Source organism: Streptococcus sp. SN3 (genome assembly GCF_030439905.1).
The window spans coordinates 338,277-359,585 of the sequence record NZ_JAQFJF010000002.1 but is presented as its reverse complement, the minus strand read 5'-3'; the positions used below and the strand labels follow the sequence as shown (position 1 = coordinate 359,585).

At 46.3% G+C, this 21,309-nt stretch carries 17 protein-coding genes; 11 read left to right on the top strand and 6 right to left on the bottom strand.

Annotation, left to right across the window (positions count from 1 at the left end; translation table 11 throughout):
* The first annotated feature begins 89 nt into the window (after positions 1 to 89).
* From PCY71_RS05720 to PCY71_RS05675, 10 genes are all read left to right on the top strand, one after another.
* Complete coding sequence (locus PCY71_RS05720; protein ID WP_048772356.1) at positions 90 to 461, top strand: hypothetical protein; 372 nt, start codon at positions 90 to 92, stop codon at positions 459 to 461.
* A gap of 78 nt (positions 462 to 539) precedes the next feature.
* Positions 540 to 1,637, top strand: coding sequence for an AI-2E family transporter (locus PCY71_RS05715; RefSeq protein WP_048772358.1), 1,098 nt, complete (start codon positions 540 to 542; stop codon positions 1,635 to 1,637).
* A gap of 39 nt (positions 1,638 to 1,676) precedes the next feature.
* Complete coding sequence (locus PCY71_RS05710) at positions 1,677 to 2,660, top strand: hypothetical protein (RefSeq protein WP_048772361.1); 984 nt, start codon at positions 1,677 to 1,679, stop codon at positions 2,658 to 2,660.
* Positions 2,661 to 2,904: 244 nt separating this feature from the next.
* Complete coding sequence (gene metE, locus PCY71_RS05705) at positions 2,905 to 5,157, top strand: 5-methyltetrahydropteroyltriglutamate--homocysteine S-methyltransferase (RefSeq protein WP_048772364.1); 2,253 nt, start codon at positions 2,905 to 2,907, stop codon at positions 5,155 to 5,157.
* Positions 5,158 to 5,294: 137 nt separating this feature from the next.
* Positions 5,295 to 6,173 carry a methylenetetrahydrofolate reductase [NAD(P)H] gene (metF, locus tag PCY71_RS05700; protein ID WP_002910611.1) on the top strand — a complete coding sequence of 293 codons (879 nt, stop codon included), beginning with the start codon at positions 5,295 to 5,297 and terminating at the stop codon, positions 6,171 to 6,173.
* A 1-nt stretch (position 6,174) separates the two neighbouring features.
* Positions 6,175 to 7,119 carry an AraC family transcriptional regulator gene (locus tag PCY71_RS05695; RefSeq protein WP_002910610.1) on the top strand — a complete coding sequence of 315 codons (945 nt, stop codon included), beginning with the start codon at positions 6,175 to 6,177 and terminating at the stop codon, positions 7,117 to 7,119.
* 108 nt (positions 7,120 to 7,227) lie between these two features.
* Positions 7,228 to 9,465 carry an alpha-galactosidase gene (locus tag PCY71_RS05690; protein ID WP_002910609.1) on the top strand — a complete coding sequence of 746 codons (2,238 nt, stop codon included), beginning with the start codon at positions 7,228 to 7,230 and terminating at the stop codon, positions 9,463 to 9,465.
* Positions 9,466 to 9,693: 228 nt separating this feature from the next.
* A complete protein-coding gene (locus PCY71_RS05685; RefSeq protein WP_172633377.1) occupies positions 9,694 to 10,536 on the top strand; it encodes an HAD family hydrolase in 843 nt (280 codons plus the stop codon).
* A gap of 11 nt (positions 10,537 to 10,547) precedes the next feature.
* Positions 10,548 to 11,144, top strand: a complete 597-nt coding sequence (locus PCY71_RS05680; RefSeq protein WP_002910607.1) for a histidine phosphatase family protein — start codon at positions 10,548 to 10,550, stop codon at positions 11,142 to 11,144.
* Positions 11,141 to 11,743, top strand: a complete 603-nt coding sequence (locus PCY71_RS05675) for a histidine phosphatase family protein (protein ID WP_002910606.1) — start codon at positions 11,141 to 11,143, stop codon at positions 11,741 to 11,743. The genes PCY71_RS05680 and PCY71_RS05675 overlap by 4 nt, the downstream gene beginning before the upstream one ends.
* Positions 11,744 to 11,801: 58 nt before the next feature.
* Here the strand turns inward: PCY71_RS05675 and PCY71_RS05670 are convergent, their stop codons facing one another.
* The 4 genes from PCY71_RS05670 to PCY71_RS05655 form a co-directional block, all read right to left on the bottom strand.
* Complete coding sequence (locus PCY71_RS05670; protein ID WP_002910605.1) at positions 11,802 to 12,275, bottom strand: hypothetical protein; 474 nt, start codon at positions 12,273 to 12,275, stop codon at positions 11,802 to 11,804.
* A complete protein-coding gene (locus tag PCY71_RS05665; protein ID WP_002910604.1) occupies positions 12,256 to 13,167 on the bottom strand; it encodes a phosphodiester glycosidase family protein in 912 nt (303 codons plus the stop codon). The genes PCY71_RS05670 and PCY71_RS05665 overlap by 20 nt, the downstream gene beginning before the upstream one ends.
* Positions 13,164 to 14,213, bottom strand: coding sequence for a bifunctional glycosyltransferase family 2/GtrA family protein (locus PCY71_RS05660; RefSeq protein WP_048772370.1), 1,050 nt, complete (start codon positions 14,211 to 14,213; stop codon positions 13,164 to 13,166). Before PCY71_RS05660 ends, PCY71_RS05665 begins: the two co-directional genes overlap by 4 nt.
* 320 nt (positions 14,214 to 14,533) lie before the next feature.
* A complete protein-coding gene (locus PCY71_RS05655) occupies positions 14,534 to 15,355 on the bottom strand; it encodes a PrsW family glutamic-type intramembrane protease (protein ID WP_002903825.1) in 822 nt (273 codons plus the stop codon).
* 160 nt (positions 15,356 to 15,515) lie between these two features.
* On the opposite strand from PCY71_RS05655, the gene PCY71_RS05650 reads away from it, so the two are divergent.
* Positions 15,516 to 18,572, top strand: a complete 3,057-nt coding sequence (locus PCY71_RS05650; RefSeq protein ID WP_048772375.1) for an AAA family ATPase — start codon at positions 15,516 to 15,518, stop codon at positions 18,570 to 18,572.
* 61 nt (positions 18,573 to 18,633) lie between these two features.
* Here PCY71_RS05650 and hutG read toward each other — a convergent pair whose 3' ends face one another.
* Together hutG and hutH are read right to left on the bottom strand one after the other, a co-directional pair.
* Positions 18,634 to 19,623, bottom strand: coding sequence for a formimidoylglutamase (gene hutG / locus PCY71_RS05645; RefSeq protein ID WP_125342191.1), 990 nt, complete (start codon positions 19,621 to 19,623; stop codon positions 18,634 to 18,636).
* Between the two features lie 142 nt (positions 19,624 to 19,765).
* Positions 19,766 to 21,307, bottom strand: coding sequence for a histidine ammonia-lyase (gene hutH, locus PCY71_RS05640; RefSeq protein WP_048772536.1), 1,542 nt, complete (start codon positions 21,305 to 21,307; stop codon positions 19,766 to 19,768).
* Positions 21,308 to 21,309: the final 2 nt, after the last annotated feature.

Below are 21,309 nucleotides of genomic sequence, written 5' to 3'. Positions count from 1 at the left end.
TCGGATGTGACAATCATTCTTTTATAATGGTTGACAGATTAGAAAGTAGCTAGGTATACTATGTTTAAAAAAGAAAGAATGAGATTTCTATGAAGTCAAATAAATTGTTATTGGTAAATGGGGTTGCGAGTATTATAGCGGGAATTCTTATCATGTATTTTTCTTTACAAAGATCGAGTTTTGAGTTTGTTGATTTGATTGGTAGCTTCATTGAAAATTACATATGGGCACTTCTGATTCTGCTAATTAATGTTTTCTTGTTGATACTTTCCTTAGCTGGTATGTCTCATTATAGTGGGGACTCTAGGGTCAATAAGATGAATCATCAGATGTTGCTTTTTGCATCCATCATGGGATTTATTCCTTTTCTAGCTATCTTTGGAGGGCTTCTGTCCATAGGGGCTGGATTTCTCTATCTTCAAGATTTTCAAAAAATTAAAAGTGAAGACAAAGCTGACTAACCCATGCTTCCTCCTGCTCGAAAGGCCTCGAAAATTATGATAAAATAAGGAAATGACAAAACCTTAAAAGGACACCTTATGAAAAAAATAAATGAATCTTATAAACTGATCGTCTTTGCGGCACTTGCTCTGGCTCTGGTTCTCTATATCGGGAACATCTGGTCTGGCCTGCAGAGTCTGACTTCGGTTTTTTCACCTATTATACTGGGCGGAGTCCTAGCCTTCATCTTTAATGTCCCGATGAAAAAGCTGGAAGACCTTCTAGAAAAATGCAGAGTCCCGCAGAAGTTGCAGCGCGGTTTGGCCTTGGTTTTGGAGGTGCTGATTTTAGCTCTCATTATGACGGGGATTGTCTCCATCGTCGTGCCGACTTTGACCACAGCGGTCAATCAGCTAAGCGCGACAATCGGCAAGGTAGCACCTCAGGTAGCCAAGTGGCTGCAGCAGTCTGGCTTGCTTTCCTCTAGCCAGCTGAAAGATTTGACCAAGCAACTGCAAAATAGCGACATTGTCAACCGAGCCATCTCTCTTCTGGGCAGTCTGACAGGCAATATCTCTGCCATCTTTGGCAATTTCTTCTCTGTCATCATGTCAATCTTTCTCATGTTTGCCTTCTTGAGCAGCAAGGAGCATTTGCAGACAATCACTAGCCGTCTCTTACAGGTTCTGCTTCCTGAGAAGGCTGTGAAACGCCTATCCTATGTCGGTTCTGTCATTGTTGAGACCTATGATAAGTTTCTGATGGGTCAGATGATAGAGGCTGTCATTGTTGGGATTTTAGTCTTTATCGCCTACTCTCTGACAGGCCTGCCTTACGCGGCCTTGACAGGAGTTCTGGCCGGAGTGCTCTCTTTCATTCCCTACATTGGGCCTTTCTCAGCTTGTGCTCTAGGTGCTATCTTTATCTTCACCGACAGCCCTTGGAAAGCTCTTCTTTCAATCGCAGTCTTTCAGGGAGTGCAGCTGATTGAGGGCAATGTCATCTATCCGCGCGTGGTCGGTCAGTCCGTCGGTCTCCCAACTCTCTTTACCCTAGCCGCGGCCCTGATTGGAGGTAATCTCTTTGGCTTGGTCGGCATGATTTTCTTCACGCCTATCTTTGCAGTTATCTACCGCTTGGTTAGAGAGTTTGTTGTGGAGAAGGAGAAGAGGAATGAGAGTGGAGAAGTTGCCTAATTACTTAGACGATAAATTTGCAAAAATAGGAGCTTAATTATGAAATGGACTAAAACAAAAACAGTTATTACATTGGGAGTAGTATTACTCTTATCTTTACTGACTTGGACTGTATACCTCTACTGCAATAAACAATATTACGGACAATTCCATAAGTATACGGGTAAAGCAAAGATTGATGATTATGAAATTATTGCGGATGGTGCAGGCGCCATTGTCCATTGGGTTTCAACAACCCCAGAAGAAGACAAAAAGATGGCTGAGTTCGGTAGTTATTCTTCTTACAAAATTGACCAAAGCAGTTCTCGCTATATTCTGCGGCAGAATGTTAAACTGAAAGAGCTCCCCTTTCGTTTGATGGAAAGACCATCTGACGGTGCCTATTGGACTCTTAGTGTCTATCATATCAATGACAAAAAACTTAAAGAAGAAAAGGAGATAGATCTCTACAAAGTTGTAGAGAATTACAATTCTAATTATTTACCAGCAGAACTAGGAGGAATTTACACTTGGCAAGGTCAAGACTATTTATGGATAGAAATACGAGATTTAGAGAATCCTCAGGAAACAAGGCCGCTTTTCCTCAATTTAAAGAATCGAAAAATGGAAGAAAATGAGATCTTAGCTCAAGACTACGTGAGAAAACCTTTTATAAAGAAAGCGACTAATTGGGACCAAAAATCAAGTGGGATTTATACCACTACTCCTGGTGGAGAAGTTTGGGTAGATAAATCCGTTTTAGGCCAGACTCAATTTGATAGTAGTTCGAAGGCTTACAAGCTTCTAGAAAAAAAAGGAACAACAGTGTATTTATTACACTCGCAGAACAGTGCAGAAGGTTTTAGTAAGGAGGCAGCTGTCTACAGTCTACTTATGCCGGATACTGTGAATGTATATGAAGCTGTGACCATTCCTCCAGAGGTGTCTGTCGACAGTCAAGAACACATCGTCAACTCCAAAGAAGAGTTTGACAGATACTATGATCTTGAAAAGGCTAAGAAGGTTTATCACGAAACAGAATAAACAAGACAAGATATTATAGAAACCAACGAGAGTTTATTCTCGCTGGTTTTTCTTTTTCCAAGGTCATAATTTCTACCTATAGCAAACAATAATTTCAGTCAATAGTGTTGTTAAAATAGAGATTTTGGATTGGTTGATGAGGTTGGTTATAGTTTTAGGCTATATCAAACTCTGGGAAATTCCAATTATACAGAGGGGGGATTTTCTGATAAGATAAAATCAAGAAAAATTTTGGAGGACGTTTATGTCAACGACTATCATTGGTTTCCCACGTTTGGGTGAATTCCGCGAATTGAAATTTACAACTGAAAAATACTTTAGACATGAAATCTCAGCAGAAGAGCTTCTGGCTGCAGCTAAGGAGCTGCGCGCTAAGCACTGGAATATTGTTAAGGAAAAAGGAATTTCAGAGATTCCGTCAAATGATTTTTCTCATTATGACAATGTGCTAGATGCGGCTTTTCTCTTCAATGTGGTGCCGTCATCTGTGCAAGGCTTGGAGTTGACTGACTTGGAGCAGTATTTTGCCTTGGCTCGTGGTTATCAGGGCGAAAAAGGGGATGTCCGCGCTCTTCCGATGAAGAAATGGTTCAACACCAACTACCACTATATCGTTCCTAAATTTGAAAAAGAAACCCAAATCAAGCTGGCTGGGCATAAGATTTTTGATGAATTTGCAGAAGCTAAAGAGTTGGGCTTGGTAACCCGCCCAGTTGTGGTCGGTCCATTCACTCTCCTGCAAGTATCTGACTTTGAAGACGGTGTGGCGCCGGCTGACTTTGTCGATGCCCTGGCTGCAGCTTATCAAGAAGTTTTTGCCAAATTAGCAGAGCTGGGCGCAGAGCGTATCCAGCTGGATGAGCCAAGTCTGGTCAAAGACCTGTCAGCAGAAGAAAAAGCTCTCTTCTTGGACCTTTATAAGAAGCTTTTGGCAGACAAGAAAGGCTTGGAAGTCTTGGTTCAAACCTACTTTGGTGATGTTCGTGACATCTATGCGGATCTTGTAGAGCTGCCGGTAGATGCGATTGGTTTGGACTTTGTCGAAGGCAAGAAAACTCTTGACCTTGTAAAAGGTGGCTTCCCAGCTGATAAGACACTTTATGCAGGGATTGTCAATGGTAAAAATATCTGGCGCAACAACTATGAAAAGAGCTTGGCGGTGCTTGAGCAAATCCCAGCTGAAAATCTTGTTTTGACAAGCTCATGTTCACTGCTCCATGTGCCATTTACAACGGCTAATGAAGAATTTGAACCAACAATCTTGAACCACTTTGCCTTTGCGGTGGAAAAATTGGATGAAATCCGTGACTTGGATGCTATCCGCAATGGTGGCGGTGCAGAAGCACTTGCTGCTAACAAAGAACTCTTTGCGACTGAACGTGTTGGTGAAAATGCCGAACTTCGTGCGCGCATCGCTGGTTTGACTGACGCAGATTACACTCGTTTGCCAGCCTTTGCAGAGCGTGAGGAAATCCAGCACAAGACGCTCAATCTGCCACCGTTGCCAACTACCACGATTGGATCCTTCCCTCAAACTAAGGAAGTCCGTGCCAAACGCTTGGCCTTCCGCAAGGGTGAATTGTCGGCAGAAGACTATGACAAGTTCTTGGCTGAGCAAATCGATGAATGGATCAAGTGGCAAGAAGAAGTCGGATTTGACGTGCTGGTGCACGGTGAGTTCGAGCGTAATGACATGGTTGAGTACTTCGGTCAAAACCTTTCTGGCTACCTCTTCTCTAAAAATGGTTGGGTACAATCATACGGTATGCGTGGGGTGAAACCACCAATCATCTGGGGTGATGTTACTCGTCTCAACCCAATCACTGTTAAATGGTCTAGCTACGCACAAAGCCGTACTGACAAACCTGTTAAAGGTATGTTGACTGGACCTGTTACCATCCTCAACTGGTCATTCCCACGTGAAGACATCTCTATCAAGGATTCTACTCTTCAAATCGCTCTTGCTATCAAGGATGAAGTTCTTGACCTCGAAGCTGCAGGAGTGAAGATTATCCAAATTGACGAGGCTGCTCTTCGTGAGAAATTGCCACTCCGTCGCAGCGACTGGTACGAAGACTACCTTGACTGGGCAATTCCAGCCTTCCGCTTGGTACACTCTACAGTAGCGCCAGACACACAAATCCACACTCACATGTGTTACTCAGAATTTACAGATATCATCCCTGCTATCGACAATATGGATGCGGACGTGATTTCCTTTGAAGCTAGTCGCTCTAACTTGGAAATCCTGGATGAGCTCAAGGCTAAGAACTTCCAGACTGAAGTGGGGCCTGGAGTTTACGATATCCACTCACCGCGCGTGCCAAATGAAGGAGAAATCGACCACACGATCGAAGCTATCTTGGCTAAGGTGCCAAGCAGCAAGGTCTGGATCAACCCTGACTGTGGTCTTAAAACTCGTGGTATCCCAGAAACCAAGGCTAGCTTGGTGCGCTTAGTAGAAGCAGCCAAAGCAGCTAGACAACACTTGAAATAATCCTCCTCGAACCTCAAAAGTTGATCTTGATGGAGGAACATACCAAAATTGAAGCGGAGCTGACAATCCTGCAGGAGCTGTCTTTGTAGGGTTGCCCTCAGCTATCGTTACCATCATTGAAAGGAACTTTTTGTTATATGGTTCGTCGTCACACACCCAGTCTCTCATTTGAAGTATTTCCTCCCAATCCGGCAGTAGGCAATGATAAGATTTTTCAGGCGTTGAGAGAGATGCAAGATCTGGCTCCGCACTTTATCAGTGTGACTGCCAGCAATAATAAGTTTGACATTGAGGAGACGACGGTTCGTTTGACCGAGTTCATCGCCAATGATCTCCAGATTCCGACGATTGCTCACTTACCTGCGGTCTATCTGACCAAGGACATGGTGTCTAATATCTTACAGTCTTTAGATCGGGTTGGTGTCCATCAGATTTTAGCTTTGCGAGGGGATATTTTTCCAGATGTAGCACCTAAGGATGATTTTACCTATGCGACTGACTTGATCGAATACATCAAGACAGAAGCACCGCATTTTGACATCATCGGAGCCTGCTATCCAGAGGGCCATCCGGATTCGCCAAATCAGATTTCGGATATTCAAAATCTGAAGAAAAAGGTCGATGCTGGCTGTTCTAGTCTGGTGACCCAGCTTTTCTTTGATAATGAGCGCTTTTATGATTTTCAGGACAAGTGCATTTTAGCTGGTATTGAAGTGCCAATCCATGCTGGGATTATGCCGATTCTCAACCGCAATCAGGCTCTGCGCCTGCTCAAGACCTGTGAGAATATCAAGCTGCCAAGAAAATTCCGGGCTATTCTGGATAAGTACGAACATGACCCAGAGTCTCTGAGAGCAGCTGGTCTGGCTTATGCTGTGGACCAAATTGTTGACTTGGTGACCCAAGATGTAGCGGGCATACACCTTTACACTATGAATAACGCTGCAACAGCCTACCATATCTATAAGGCTACCCATGCCCTCTTCAATCATAACCCATCCGTTCAATCTTTTTAAGATGAATGAAGAAACCACTAATCAGATTCATTTGCTGATTAGTGGTTTTTGTTTTATAATAAGGATAAAAATCTTATCCAAATCTAAGGAGGAGTTGATGGAGCATTCGCTGACCTTGGTTAAGTCTATGCAGTTTGGGCAAGAAGATTGTTTTTTTGCCTTCTGCGGTTATTCAAAAACGGAAGCCCATCATAGCTTTGGGCCGGCTGTTCGGGATGTTTATGTCATTCACATCGTACTGAAGGGACGGGGGACTTACTCCGTGGGCAATCAGCGCTATGATTTGCAGGAAGGGCAGGGCTTTGTGGTGCCGCCAGGTCAATCGGTCTTTTATCAGGCTGACAGGGAAGAGCCTTGGTCTTATGTCTGGATGGGACTGGGTGGGCGTCTCTTGCCTCGCTATCTGCAGGATCTGGGCTTACAGTCTGGCCAATGGTCTTTTGAGCTGACTTCTTTGCAGGAATTTAAGGCCTTGGTCTTTGAAAGTATGGCCTATGAGGGCAGCGGAATAACAGCTGAACTGGCTCTGCAAAGGCAAGTTTATCGCTTCTTAGAGCTCTTGTCCCAGCGTATCAAGCAGGCATCCTTAATCACGGAAAGCCGTCGAGTCAATCCTTATGTCCAGCAGGTTTTGGAATTGCTGAGCAGTCATCTGCCAGAAAATTTATCTGTGCAGGCGTTGGCGCAGAAATTGGCGCTGCACCCTTCCTACCTATCTCGGCTTTTCAAGGATGAAGTAGGCAAGGGGATTAAGGAGTACAGCAATGATTTGCGGCTCAATATGGCAGCTGATCTGCTGACGAGCAGCCAGCTTTCGGTGGAAGAGATTGCCAGTAAGACAGGCTTTGCCGGAACACAGAGCTTTTCAAAAGCCTTCAAAAAGGCGCGTGGCCAGTCGCCCTTGAACTTTCGCAAGGCCAGCTCTCATCTGGGGCAGGAGCTGTAAAAAGTCACATTTAGATAAATAATACTAGAAAGAAAGGCTTACCAAAAGGGGGAGCCTTTTTTATAATGAAAGGAGAAACAGGATTGCAGACTGTGAAAGGAGAAGACCATGAATAAGGCGAATATTTTGTTTAAGGAAGAATGCCGGCAATTTCATCTGACTAACGGTGAGATTTCTTATATCTTTCGGGTTTATGAGGATGGTAAACTCTTGCAGCTTTACTACGGAGCGGTGGTACCAGAGCGGGATTATTCTTATTTGGTGGAGCTGCAGCATCGGCCCATGACGACCTATCGGAAAGAAGGAGATTTACGCTATTCTTTGGAGCATGTGCGGCAGGAATTTCCAGAATACGGCACGACAGATTTTCGTCATCCCGCTATCTGTCTGCGGCAGGAAAATGGCTCGCGTATTACTGATTTTGTCTATGTCAGTCATCAGATAGTAGATGGTAAGCCTGCTTTAGAGGGGCTGCCCGCTACTTATACAGAGACTCAAACGGAGGCTAAGACTCTTATTCTAACCCTACGAGATGAGGTGACAGAAGTAGAAGTTCAGCTGTTTTATACGATTTTTGCTGATTGGCCGGTTATCACTCGCTCCAGCAAAGTGATTAATCAAGGCAGGGAAACTTGCTACTTGGAATCCCTAGCTAGTCTGTCGCTTGATCTGCCAGATGCTGATTATGACTGGCTGCAGTTATCAGGGGCATGGGCCCGGGAACGCCATATCAAGGAGCGCCCGCTTCAGCAGGGGATTCAGTCTATTGAGTCAACCCGCGGCATTTCCAGTCCCCACCACAATCCTTTTGTGGCTCTTAAGCGACCGGAAACGACTGAATTTTCAGGTCCAGTACTAGGAACGGCCTTGGTGTATTCAGGTAATTTTCTCATTCAGGCTGAGGTGGATACCTATGATGTGACCCGGTTGCAGCTAGCTATCAATCCTTTTGGTTTTGAGTGGAAGCTGGCTGCAGGCCAGTCCTTTACCAGTCCAGAAGCTCTGCTAGTATATTCTGAGCGGGGCCTCAACGGCATGAGTCAAGTCTTTCATCAGCTATTTCGTCGACGCCTAGCTAGGGGCTACTGGCGCGAGCGAGCGCGTCCTGTTCTCATCAATAACTGGGAAGCTACCTATTTTGACTTTAGTGAGAATCAGCTGCTGGAGCTTGCTGAAAAGGCTCAAGATGTAGGAGTGGAGCTCTTTGTGCTAGATGACGGATGGTTTGGCCAGCGGACTAACGATCGCGCTGGGCTGGGGGATTGGTTTGTCAATCCAGAAAGGCTGCCGAAGGGGCTGGGCTCGCTAGCAGAGCGTATTCACGGTTTGGGCATGCAGTTTGGTCTTTGGTTTGAGCCGGAAATGGTCAATAAGGACAGCCAACTCTACCGAACTCATCCTGACTGGCTGCTGGCAGTGCCAGATAGACAGCCCCACCATGGTCGGAACCAGTTTGTTTTGGACTATTCTCGGCCGGAAGTAGTGGATGAGATTTTTGAGCGTCTATTAGCGGTTATCGAGGAAGCGCAGCTTGATTATATCAAATGGGATATGAATCGCCCTCTGACGGATGTCTTCTCAGCTGCCTGGCCAGCCGATCAGCAAGGAGAGATTTTTCACCGCTATGTCTTGGGCGTTTATGACTTGTATGAGCGTTTAATCAGTCGCTATCCGAGACTGTTATTTGAGTCCTGCTCTTCAGGTGGGGGCCGCTTTGATCCAGGTATGCTCTACTATGCTCCTCAAGCTTGGACCAGCGATGATTCGGATGCGATTGAGCGCTTGAAAATCCAGTACGGGACCAGCCTTCTCTATCCGCTTTCGTCTATGGGAGCCCATGTCTCCATCGTGCCCAATCACCAGACCAATCGTCTGACTCCGTTGAAGACGCGGGGTAATGTCGCCTTTTTCGGTTCCTTTGGCTATGAGCTGGATCTTAATCAGCTAAGCCCAGAAGAATTGGCTGAAGTCAGGAAACAGATAGCTTTTTACAAGCGCCATCGAGAGCTAATTCATAATGGAACTTTTTATCGACTGCAGTCGCCATTTAAGGAAGATGGGCAGACAGCTTGGATGCTTGTCAGTCAGGATCAGAACACTGCACTTTTAGGCACTTTCAAGATCCTCAACCAAGTCAATCGCTCTCATCAGCGTTTGCAACTGAAAGGGCTGGCTGCGGATAAGGTCTATCGGCTAGAGGGGCGTGTCTATACTGGGGCTGAGCTTATGCGAGTTGGGCTGGTTACCACGGACGCTTCCAGCGGTCAGCTTCTGGAGGATTCTGAGCAAAAGCCAAGCTATGACTTTGATTCTAAACTCTGGCTGTTTGAAGCAGAGGATGAGTAGATAAGATGGGGAACGAAAAGAGCAGAAGGAACAAGCTGATTAAAAGCTGTCCTTCTTGCTTTTTTTCTCTGAGAAAAAAGGATAGTACCATTATCTCTGATAATTCTATAGGAAAAGGCTTTTAAATAAGTATATAATAAAAGAAAACTAAATAACTTCACTAAAACAAGTTAATTTAGAGTGAGAACTATACAGATTTTACGTCAAAAACAAGAAAGAGAGAGCCTTATGACAAGAAAAATCATCTTTCTGGATGTGGACGGTACCATCATCGACTATGATAATCATATACCGGAGTCTGCTGTGGTTGCCATTCGACGGGCGCGGGAAAAGGGACATCTGGTCTATGTCTGCACAGGTCGTAGCAAGGCTGAGATGCCGCCGGAAATTTGGGATATTGGCTTTGATGGCATGATTGGTGGCAACGGTTCTTATGTGGAGCATAAGGGGCAGGTTATTCTGCACCAGCTGATTCCGCGAGAGGTTGCTAAGAGGCTAGTCGACTGGCTTCAGGAGCGGGGGCTAGAGTTTTACCTGGAGAGTAATAACGGTCTCTTTGCCAGCAAAGGCTTCCGCGAAGCAGCACGACCAGTGCTTCAGACCTACGTCCTTGGAAAAGGTGCTAAGCCAGAAGAAGTCGTAAATATGGAGGCAGAAGAAGCCCTTCATGGCCTGGTTTATGGTGGGGAGCTCTACCGAGACGATCTGAACAAAGTCAGTTTTATCCTAAAGAGTTACCAAGACCATCTGGATTCCAAGGCAGCTTTTCCTGAGCTCAAGGCGGGTACTTGGGGAGGCAAGGGCGAGCATGCTCTCTTTGGTGACTTAGGAGTCAAAGATATTACCAAGGCGCATGCCATTGAGGTTCTGCTGAAGCATCTTCATGCTGACAGGGCAGATACTCTGGCTTTCGGGGATGCCAAGGTTGATATTCCTATGCTGGACTATTGTCAGGTCGGAGTTGCTATGGGAAATGGCGGAGCGGAAATCAAGGCCATGGCCGATCTGGTGACAGATTCGGTCAGTCAAGATGGTCTCTACAAGGCCTTTGAAAAGTTAGAACTCATCTAAAGGAGATATGAATGATGGCAAAAACTCTTTATCTGATGCGGCATGGCCAGACGCTTTTCAATCTGCGTCACAAGGTGCAGGGTTGGTGTGATGCTCCTTTGACCGATTTTGGTATTTATCAGGCCAAGGTGGCAGGGCAATATTTTAAGGATGCCGGTATTACATTTGATGATGCTTATAGTTCTACTCAAGAGCGGGCCTGTGATACCTTGGAATTGGTAACAGACGGGAAGCTTCCCTATAAGCGTGTCAAGGGACTCAAGGAGTGGAACTTCGGGACCTTTGAAGGGGAAAGCGAGGATCTTAATCCGCCCCTGCCCTATGGAGATTTCTTTGTGACCTATGGCGGTGAATCACAAGATCAGGTGCAGGAGCGTATGGCAGCGACCATTCTCCAGCTCATGCAAGAGACGGATGGTCAGTCTGTGCTCATGGTCTCCCATGGCGGGGCTATGGCCAATTTTGCCAGAGCTTGGCGGAAAAACTGGCGTCTGGATGATTTAGGTCACATGACCAACTGCGGGATTTTGAAGTTTACTTTTGAACATGACCAATTCTATCTAGAAGAGGCCATCGGTCATGATTTTAGCAATTGGGAGGGAAAATGAAAGATTTATACTTGATGCGACACGGTCAGACTCTTTTCAATCAAGAGGCCTTGGTACAGGGAGCTTGCGACTCTCCTTTGACAGAACTGGGGCAGGATCAAGCCCGGCAGGCAGGAGCTTATTTGCAAGGGCGGGGCATTCATTTTGGTCAGCTCTACTCCTCCACCCAGGAGCGGGCTTCTGATACTCTGGAACTTGTCTCTGGCCGGACCGACTATACTCGTCTTAAGGGCATTAAAGAATGGAACTTTGGCCTTTTTGAAGCCCAGCCCGAACGCCTACAGCCGAAATTTCGGCCGGGAGCCACTTCTTTTGAAGACCTTTTTGTCCCTTATGGTGGAGAAGGAGTGGACCAAGTCGGTGAGCGTGTGCTAGTCACTCTGACTGAGGTTATGGAGCTGGCAGGAGCAGAGCCAGTCTTAGCTGTTAGCCACGGCGGTGCCATGTGGGCCTTCTATCTCAAGATTGCAGCTCAAGCCTTGGATCCTAAGGTGCGCTTTGGCAACTGCGCCATCTGTCATTACCATTATGAGCAGGGACACTTTAAGCTGGCAGAAGTCATTGATCCGCTAACGGGTAGTGTGTATGAATGTGAATGAAGACTCAGAATGATTATCACTAGAATAAAAACCTCAGATTTTTCTGAGGTTTTTTGGTTTATACTTGGCTGTAGGTTTCACGACGACTTAGTTTTGTATCTTCTTTTTTGCTGGGTATTGGCTGTGCCTGGATTTCTTTATTCCACTCACTTCGAGTAAAGACCATGGAGAGTAGTGCCAGAGCCGCAAAGGCTGCTCCTAGGTACCAGTAGGGCATATCCAGCGTCGTTGAGCGACCAGATAGGTTGACGATGCCACGGAAGAGCATGCCGGCTGTCATAATGGCTACAGCTGAGTTCCAGAGGTTGAGACTGAGCCGAGAGAGGTTAGGGATGACCTTCATAAAGAGTAGAAGGAAAATGCCGCCCGCTAGAGGAATGACAAAGAGATAATGCATGTGGCTAGAAGTCTCGCCGAAACTGAAAGATTCATAGATTCTGCTGAAAGCAAAGAAGAAAATAGTTAATAGTGCGTAGATAAGGGCCGTTTTTCTAAAACGTTTTTTGCTGGGATTAGTAACCGATGTAGACAATATCACTCACCGACCTTTCTGAGATAGTATTTCCGTTGGTTGTAGGTTTGTTAATGACCTGACCGTTAAAGTAAAGTGTAGAGGAGCCGCCGCCATCAAGGTTATAGGCGGTCTTAACACCGTAAGATTTCATGATTTCTGCCATCTGGTAGAGGGAAAGCCCCTCGCTTTCTGAGGTGCGTCCGTCTGAAACGATGATGATGTAGTGGTTTTCATCAATGATACCGATAGCTGTCCGAGGATTGGAAGACATGGACTGGCCGACTTCGGAGTTGGTATCAACGACAATCTCACCATTTTCTACAAGAGATGGGCCGAAGGCCAAGAGATTGACCACGCCGTCTTTGACCAGTTGATCAGCAGAGACTTGGTCTTCATAGATAATCTTGAAGGAGCCGTCTTTGTAAATAGCCAAATCACCATTGCTGGAGTCTTCTCGGACGGTATCGCGGTAGACGACGCCATTGCGGATGACATAGCCAGTTGTGTTGGCCCCGTAGTAGTCGCCGTTAACCGCTAGGATAGCATTGTTGTTGGCGGCCGTTTCCGAGGTCTTGGCGGTGACATTGTTTCCGTAAGTGTTTTGGGCAAAGGCTGTTTTCAGGTATTCCGATGAGCTGACAGTCACATCAGCGATGTAGACTTGGGTGTTGCTGACGGTCTTTTCAGTTAGCGTGACCGAGATGTTGTCGTCTGAATAGCTGGTATCCGTCACAGTCGCTGTTTCCGCAGCCTTGCTGGCAGCCTCGGCATTAGACGATGAACTTGCGCTTGAAACCGTAGAAATGGTCTCTGCGATGACAAAGGTTTTCAGCATGGAGTAGCTGAAAGAAGCTGTCAGAAGCAGCCCGAAAATGGAGGCGTAGACATAGCGTTTCTTTAAAAATTTCATGATGCGGTGTGTGTCCTTTCCTTAAAAATAAATCTTTTTTGGACCATCCAGGAGACGGTGAAGAGCAAGGTGCCGACGATGATTTTGACAATCAGAAGATTAATACCAAAGACAGCGTAGAAGAGGCGAATCAGCAGTGTATCTAGGATAAAGAGCACTACAGCAAGGCTGAAATAGCCAGTTCCTGTCTTGAGTATACTGTCGTCGTTCTTAAAGACCAGCTTTTTATTGGTCGAGTAATTAAAGATTGAGCTGGTCACGCGGGCAATCCCGTTAGCTAAAAGAATTCTCAGGCTGGTCGGCACAGCAGTTAAAAACAAGAGAGCCATTGCGTAGACGATGTAGTCCACGACGAAGCTGCTGAGAGAAGTCAGGGCAAATTTGAAAATATTTTTATAAATCATGAGCCCATCCCGAATAGGCCGGAAGTGCGAGCCTTGATTGTCATTGATATAGACCGTCTCAATAGGCACTTCCAAAATGGGATATTCCTTGCTAGCTTCTAAGAGCATGTTCATTTCATACTCATAGCGCTGGCCCTCTACCTTTAACATAAAGGGAATCATGTTGGTCGTAAAGGCTCGTAAGCCTGTCTGGGTATCGGAGACATCCACCCCAGTCTGGGCTTTGAAGAGAGCTCGAGTCAGACTATTGCCGAAGCGGCTGCGCAGAGGCACCTTGCCAGTAAAGGCACGTGCTCCCAGAATCAGCTGATTGGGATTTTCAGAAGCTTTGGCCGCTACGCGGAAAATATCCCAGACCTTGTGCTGGCCATCTGCGTCGGCTGTTACCACCGTTCCGTATATCTTCAGTGCTTGGATAAAGGTAAAAGCAGTTTTTAGCGCTTGTCCCTTGCCTTGATTGACCTGATGACGGAGCACGGTCGCGTACCGCTCTGCCTGCTCAAAGACTATCTGGCATTTGGAAGAGCTGCCGTCATCGATAACAATGATATGAAAATCACTTTTATGGTGAATTTTTTTTATCAGCTTAATAAGATTATAATCAGGCTCATAGGCCGGAATCACTAGATAATCCATATCCATACCTCTTTCTTAGATGATTTGTAGAAAGTATACAGACTGCGGCTTAAAGATCCCTAATATAAGTTAGTTTTAAGAAAATATTAACATTTCTTTAAGGAAAGAGCATGGAAAGAAGAGGATGGAGAAGGTTGGTGGGGAGAGGATTAGAGGTGTTTTTTTGTGAAATGGATGATAGAGTATAGCAAGGTGGTTATGTAGATATCTCTAAAAATAGGTCATAACTATTTTCGCAATTGCTTGGTATGTCTTAAATGTAGAATGTTAAGAAAATATATTCCTGAATACCCAAAAAAACGACCCTATCGGTCGTTTTTTTGGTATTATTCCACTTCCAATTCTTCTTGGTCAATTTTATGGGCTGTTCGGTAGGCTTGGTAAAAGATAAAGACAGCCACAGCGGTCATAGCCGGTACGATGATTGGGATATCTGTTTCGATAGCAGTCAGCGGTGAGTTCCAGAAGAAGTGGAGAACGAAGGCTGCTAGGAAGTAGAAGAGCCCCACTCGGAAATAATTTTTCTGAGTTTTGGCATAGCGTAGCATGAGAGCCAGACCGAGAGTGGTTAGGGCGGTGTAGAGCCAGTGAGAGGCAATGCCGCCAGTGATACGTCCTAGAATCCCAGAGATGGTGAAAGAGAAGCCTTCGGGCAGGTCAGAGAGGATATAAGAGAAGTCCTCGCTAATCTGAAAGCCCATGCCGGCCGTTATACCCAGCATCAAGAAGGATTTGAGCTTTTTGACTGGGACTAGATAGACAGCGAAGGCAACTGCCAACAGCTTGAGGGGTTCTTCAACCAGCGGAGCTGCGATGGCATTTTCTAGGTCGCTGAGCAAAGTGTTTGGGAAGCTCGTGCTGACCCACTCGTGGATATAGGTGTTGGCCAAGCCAGAGGTCCAGCCAGAAATGAAAAGGCCGCCTAGCAGAGCTACCCCAAGGCTAAGTGCAGGAGTCTGCCATTTTTTGCCCAGTTGGCGAATCAAGAGCAGGGCAGGGACGATATAGAGCAGGGCCAAGAGGGCTGACAGTCCGACAATCCCGTAGGAAGTACCTGACATACTGCCAGTAGTATAGGCTTGTGTCTCGTATTCTAAGCCAATCGCGCTCAGAAGGAGAAAAATGAAAAGAACAAAATTTTTCTTCATAAGTAACTTTCTAAAATTTTATTTTCATCCTAGTATAACAAAAAAATCCTAAATAAAACCAATTTAAAAACTGGAAATTAAGGGCTAGTATAATACTTTACTTGCCAAACTGTCTCTTTTTGTTTATATTAGTTCTATAAGGTTTCTTGGAGGCGTTTGCATGACGGAAAATCTGTTGAGGTTGAAATTGCTGGGAAGTCCGAGTGTCTTTCTCAATCAAGAGGAAGTCTTTTTTCCTTTTGCCAAAATCAATGCTCTGCTTTACTATCTTCATATCAATGGTGCAGTCAATAGAGAAGAGATTGCAGGAATCCTATGGGAAAATAAGGATAATCAGACCGCCAAAAAGAATCTGCGCAATACAATTTATCAGGCTAACAAGCTACTAGGTGGGGAATGGATTGTCGCTCCTAACCGGACTGTGCTGTCGCTTAATCCCGAGTGTGCGATTGAAAGTGATGTAGAACTTTTTACGGATCATCCTGCGGAGCATCTGTCGCTCTATCAGGGGGATTTTCTGCAGGGCTTCTATCTCAAGGACAGCGAGGCTTTTGATTACTGGGTGTCTAAGATGCGGACGCGATATGAGCAGATTTATATCCAAGCCTGCTACCAACAGCTGGAAACAGAAAAAGATCATCTGGATTTGGAAGAGGCTGAGCGGAATTTGCGCCGTTTGATCAGCATTGATGAGTTTGATGAGAAGAACTACCATCTGCTCATGAAGCTCTATCAGGATAATGATCGGCCAGGTAAGGTGATAGAGACCTACTACAAATTGGTCAATATTTTAGATAAGGAACTGGGCATTAGTCCTACGGAACCTATCCAGCAACTATATCATGAGGTGCTTGCCAAGGACCGTAGCGAGCGCAAGACCAAGCAGTTTCTGCGCAATACGGATCACTTTTTCGGGCGGGTCGATGAAATCAAGCGCTTGGAATCTTATTTCTCTAAAGTGATAGAGACTCAGGAGGCGCGTGCTCTGGTTCTAGTCGGTGGTACTGGTATCGGAAAGCGGACAGTGACTCGTCAAGTTTTGGCCAATCAGACCAAGTATTTCCAGATTGTCATGGCTGAGTGCTTTAAGGAAGAGATGAAGGCAGAGCTGCAGCCTTGGCGTGGTTTGCTGGACGGCTTGGGGGACTTGGTTATTCAGCACCAGATTCTCTCTATCAGTCAGTGGCAGGTCATTTTGGAGAGTTATTTTCCTATTTTGACAGGTGGCACTTCTGGTCTTCAGTTGGATGCGGACAAGCTGGCTCAGTTTGTGGTGGATATTCTGCAGAAGATTTCTAAGAAAAAGGCTTTGATTGTCTTGATTGAGGACTGTCACTGGATGGATAAGGCCAGTGTTGCTGTCTTGGAGCAGGTTATGAATCATTTGACTAGCTATCCTGTGGCTTTTGTGCTGACCAAGCATCTGAGCACCCCTTTTTATTTGGAACATTTTTTCAATCATCTGCTGGTACGCCATAAGCTAGGCTTTATTGAGCTGCAGCCGCTGAATTTTAAGGATAGTGTGGCTTACTTGCAAGCCCAGACAGGTCAGCTAGCCATGTCTGAAGCACGCCTTGAGGATATTTATCGGGTCAGTCAAGGCATCCCTTTCTTCCTGTCGGAATACGCTGAGCAGCTCCTGCGAGGAGAGAAGTTTTATCCGTTGACTCCGGCTATTAAGGCTAAGTTGTCTCTGAAGTTGGATTATTTGAGCAGTCAAGAGGAGGAGTTGGTAGACTATCTGGCCTGCTTTAGGGCTCCTGCGTCGGTTTCGCTTTTGGCTAGGCTAATAGGCCTTCCGACGGAAGAAGTGGTCGAAATCACTGAGGAGTTTGGACAGAAGCAGCTGTTGATGGAAGAGGAGCTGGGCGAGGACTTGGTGGTGCGGTTCAGCCAGGAGCTTCTGAGAATCTATGCCTATGAGCGTTTGTCATTGGCTAAGAAGCGAATGCTGCATCACCAGATTGCCCAAGGCATGGAAGACCAGCTGGGAGACTCTCTCTATCATGCCCAGCTGCTCAATGAAATCGCCTATCACTACAAGCTGTCCAAGCAGCCGATTAAGTCTCTGGAGTACGAGCTGCATTATCTTGAGGCTACCTTGCAGTTTCATCATGAGCTCTTTCCGATTTATTCACGGGAGTTTGGCTTTATCGAAAAGTCGGATGATAGCAATCAATCAGCGGTTTTAGACCAATTTGACCGTATCCGTCGGGAGATAGAGGGCTTAGAGAGAAAACACCAGAATCACAAGGGTTTTCAGTTATTGGTTCTCCGCTTTCTCTATCTAGAAGGGCGCTATGCTATCCGGACAGGGGATTACCAGCAGGGGATGGACAATATCCAGCAGGTGATTATTTCGGCCAAGGAGCTGCAGCAGATGGATTTTCTCTTAGAAGGCTATCGGCAGATGATTTATTACTGCATCCAGACAGAGAATATCCCTGAGATGCGCTACTATACGGAATTGGCTCTGGATGCTTCGGTCCAGGCCAACAATCACGAAGCCATTGCCATCAATCTCCGGCTCAAGGGGCTCTATCATCTCATGATTGGGGATGAGGAGCAGTCGCTCCACCACCTCTACCAGTCTATCGACTGTTTCAGCTTGACGGCTTCGCTGCGTTCCAAGTACTCGATTCAGATTGCGGCGGCTCTAGACTATTTGGCGGAGATTGAGCAAATTCGCGGGAATTTCACGGCATCTCTGGCTCATCAGAAAGAGGCCATTAAGCTGACGGAAAATAAGACAGCAGAGCCTTCGATTTTTGCTTTCTACATCAGCTTGGGCATGACCTATTATCAGCTGAAAGATTATGAGCAGGCAGAGCGAATTTTCCTCAAGGCGAAAACAGCTCTGAAGTCCCTTAGCTTCCCTTGGAAAGAGACCCAGTTGGAAGTTTATTTGGCCTTGATTGGCTATGAGAAGAGAGACTACCAGCCGATGCTTGATCTGCTGCGGAAAAAGGATAGTCTCATCAGTCGCTATGGCAATCCGAGGGACAAGGGGCTGATCTACTATCTGATGGCTGTGATTAAGTATGGACTGCTGACCGGAAACTTGCAGGGAGCAGGCTTTGAAGTCTTGCTGGATCAGGACTTTGACACCTACTATGAAACGGCTAAAAGCCAGCTCAATCCCTACCGAGACCGGCACCAGCTAAAGGAATTAGAAAACTTACGTCAGAACTTGTCTCAGGCATTAAACGCACGATAAAAGAGGATGAAAGCAATGTTCATCCTCTTTTGATGTTTCTAATGAAGTTTTTAAATGCCCATCAATCGTGTGCTTGTGCCCAGACTTGGGTCAGGTAAAAGACAAAGCTGGCAGCCAGATTAGCTGTATGGTTGTCTATATCGTGAGGTGGTGAGACTTCGACGATGTCAAAGCCTATCAGTTTGCCTGATGCTGCGATATGCTGGAAGACCAAAACAGCTAGATTGGGATCCACACCGAGCGACTGAATGGCACTGACACCAGGCGCTGCACCAGCTGCAAAGCAGTCAATGTCAATGGTCAAATAGACCTGCTCCTTGTCGGCCAGAAAGCCATCAACCACCTTGCAGACTTCCTTGTAGCCCATTTGGTACATATCTATTCCAGTCAGAAACTGGATGGCCTTGGATTTTGCCACAAAGTCAAAGAGAAAGAGATTGTTACTATGCTCCTGAATCCCCAGGATGAGGTAGTTAAAGGCCTGCTTCTGAGCCAGAGTGTCATCGAACATCTGGCGAAAGCCGGTACCAGAGTTGGGACCAGTCTGATCATAGGGCCGCAAATCAAAGTGGGCATCCATATTGATAACGGCCAAGTCTTGGTCAGGTGCTAGTGACGACTTGAGGCCCAGATAGTGACCGTAGGCTGTTTCGTGGCCGCCTCCTAGGACAATAGGCCGGAGATTGAGCTCTCGCAGACGTTTGACTGCTCGAGCCAAGCTTTGCTGCAGCTGCTCCAGAGAGCGGTTAGGCCCGTCAATATCGCCAACATCAAAGACGCGGACGTTTCTGCCTAGATGCCAAGGAAGCTTGGCCAGCTGGGTTCGGATAGCTTGTGGGCCTTCGACAGCGCCCACTCGGCCGTGGTTGATATAAACCCCTTTGTCACTCTTGAAGCCAATCAAGGCAAAGTTGACGCCATCAAAGGGCCTTAAGTTAGGGTCATTTAAGTCCAAAAACTCAATAACCATCCCCCATTTGGCAGCATATAAATCATCGTCTAGTCTCTTATGATAGTAGCTGTTATCTAGCTGATAGTAATCTTCTAACATGATTTTGTCCTTTTCCATAACGATACTTGCGACTTTATTATAAGAGTTTCCACCAAGCCTGTCAATGACTTTTGGCGGGAAAAGAAGCCCAGCTAAACGAGAGCGGGCTTCTTAGGTTAGCTTTTTTACAGAGTCATCAGCTTTAGAACTGAATGCTCAAGTCCACAGACTTTTCAACGGCTGCTAGGAATTCTTCGTTTTCAATCAGCTCAGAAGCCTTGTTGAGCTCTTCGTAGATTTCGATGTCCTTGTCAAACTCGATAAATCGGACATGCTGACGGAAGAGGTCGTAGGCTGACTTGGTTCCTTTACCAAGTTCATGGTTTTCTGGTTTCAGATCCAGAGCTTGGCAGGCTGCCATGATTTCTGTTGCCACGATGCGGCGAGAATTCTTGAGAATTTCAGCTGCCTTGCGTGCTGCGGTTGTTCCCATGCTGACAAAGTCTTCTTGGTTCTCGCAAGATGGGATAGAGTCTACGCTGGCTGGATGAGATAGAACCTTGTTTTCAGAAGCGAGCGAAGCACAAGCATACTGGGTAATCATAAAGCCAGAGTTGAGGCCAGGGTGTTTGACCAAGAAGGATGGGAGCTTGCTCAGTTGGCTGTTGACCAGACGTTCTACACGACGCTCGGATACATTACCGATTTCAGAAATAGCGATGCCGAGAAAATCGAATGGCTGAGCCATTGGTTCACCGTGGAAGTTACCGCCTGAGATAACATGGCCTTCCTTGGTGATGATAGGGTTGTCTGTAACAGAGTTGATTTCAATCTCAACCTTGGTCTTGACATAAGCGATAGAGTCTTTGCTGGCACCATGAATCTGCGGAATACAACGCAGGGTATATGGGTCTTGCACCCGCTGTTGAGTGGCTACGGTTGTGTTGCCACTGCCTTCTAGAAGGTTGCGGATATTGCGGGCTGTAGCCAGCTGTCCGCTTTGAGGACGGATGGTATGTAAGTCTTCTTCAAATGGACTGGTAATACCATTGTGGACCTCCATGGAAAGAGCACCAGCGACATCTGACAGTTTAAGTAGCTGGATGGCATCGTAGGTAGCCAGAGCTCCGATACCTGTCAGGACAGTCGTTCCGTTAATCAGCGCCAGCCCTTCCTTAGCTGCTAGAGCAATTTTCTCGATACCAGCCTTGTCCAAAGCTTCTTGTCCAGAGAGTAATTCACCCTGATAGTAAGCACGGCCCAGTCCTAGCATAGGCAGAACCATGTGAGCCAGTGGTGCCAAGTCACCAGAAGCTCCTAAAGAGCCTTTTTCCGGAATGTAAGGCACGACGCCTTTATTGAGCAATTCCAGGAGCTTTTCGACAGTAGAGAGACGGATACCAGAATAGCCCTTGACCAAGGAATTAATCCGGATTAGCATGATAGCGCGGACGGCATCTTCAGGTAGAGGATCGCCGTAGCCTGAGGAGTGCGTACGAATTAGGTTTTCTTGCAGTTGAGTCGTATCTTCTGGTGAGATGCTGACATTGCAGAGAGAGCCGAATCCGGTTGTAACACCGTATACGACCCGCTTTTCGCGGACGATGTCATCCACGATTTTGCGGGAAGCTTCTACAGCTTTCTTAGCTTCTTGGTCGATTTCGCAAATGGCTCCATGACGAGCTACTGCGATGACGTCTTCTAAAGTAAGGTGTTCGCCATCCAAATTGATTACATGTGTCATAA

Coding starts and splice junctions, on each gene's coding strand:
- hutG (WP_125342191.1), bottom strand. CDS start 19,623: ATGTTAGAAGATTACTATCAGCTAGATAACAGCTACTATCATAAGAGA.
- PCY71_RS05690 (WP_002910609.1), top strand. CDS start 7,228: ATGAATAAGGCGAATATTTTGTTTAAGGAAGAATGCCGGCAATTTCAT.
- PCY71_RS05685 (WP_172633377.1), top strand. CDS start 9,694: ATGACAAGAAAAATCATCTTTCTGGATGTGGACGGTACCATCATCGAC.
- PCY71_RS05650 (WP_048772375.1), top strand. CDS start 15,516: ATGACGGAAAATCTGTTGAGGTTGAAATTGCTGGGAAGTCCGAGTGTC.
- PCY71_RS05710 (WP_048772361.1), top strand. CDS start 1,677: ATGAAATGGACTAAAACAAAAACAGTTATTACATTGGGAGTAGTATTA.
- hutH (WP_048772536.1), bottom strand. CDS start 21,307: ATGACACATGTAATCAATTTGGATGGCGAACACCTTACTTTAGAAGAC.
- PCY71_RS05660 (WP_048772370.1), bottom strand. CDS start 14,213: ATGGATATGGATTATCTAGTGATTCCGGCCTATGAGCCTGATTATAAT.
- PCY71_RS05675 (WP_002910606.1), top strand. CDS start 11,141: ATGAAAGATTTATACTTGATGCGACACGGTCAGACTCTTTTCAATCAA.
- metE (WP_048772364.1), top strand. CDS start 2,905: ATGTCAACGACTATCATTGGTTTCCCACGTTTGGGTGAATTCCGCGAA.
- PCY71_RS05715 (WP_048772358.1), top strand. CDS start 540: ATGAAAAAAATAAATGAATCTTATAAACTGATCGTCTTTGCGGCACTT.
- PCY71_RS05655 (WP_002903825.1), bottom strand. CDS start 15,355: ATGAAGAAAAATTTTGTTCTTTTCATTTTTCTCCTTCTGAGCGCGATT.
- PCY71_RS05680 (WP_002910607.1), top strand. CDS start 10,548: ATGATGGCAAAAACTCTTTATCTGATGCGGCATGGCCAGACGCTTTTC.
- metF (WP_002910611.1), top strand. CDS start 5,295: ATGGTTCGTCGTCACACACCCAGTCTCTCATTTGAAGTATTTCCTCCC.
- PCY71_RS05695 (WP_002910610.1), top strand. CDS start 6,175: ATGAATGAAGAAACCACTAATCAGATTCATTTGCTGATTAGTGGTTTT.
- PCY71_RS05665 (WP_002910604.1), bottom strand. CDS start 13,167: ATGAAATTTTTAAAGAAACGCTATGTCTACGCCTCCATTTTCGGGCTG.
- PCY71_RS05720 (WP_048772356.1), top strand. CDS start 90: ATGAAGTCAAATAAATTGTTATTGGTAAATGGGGTTGCGAGTATTATA.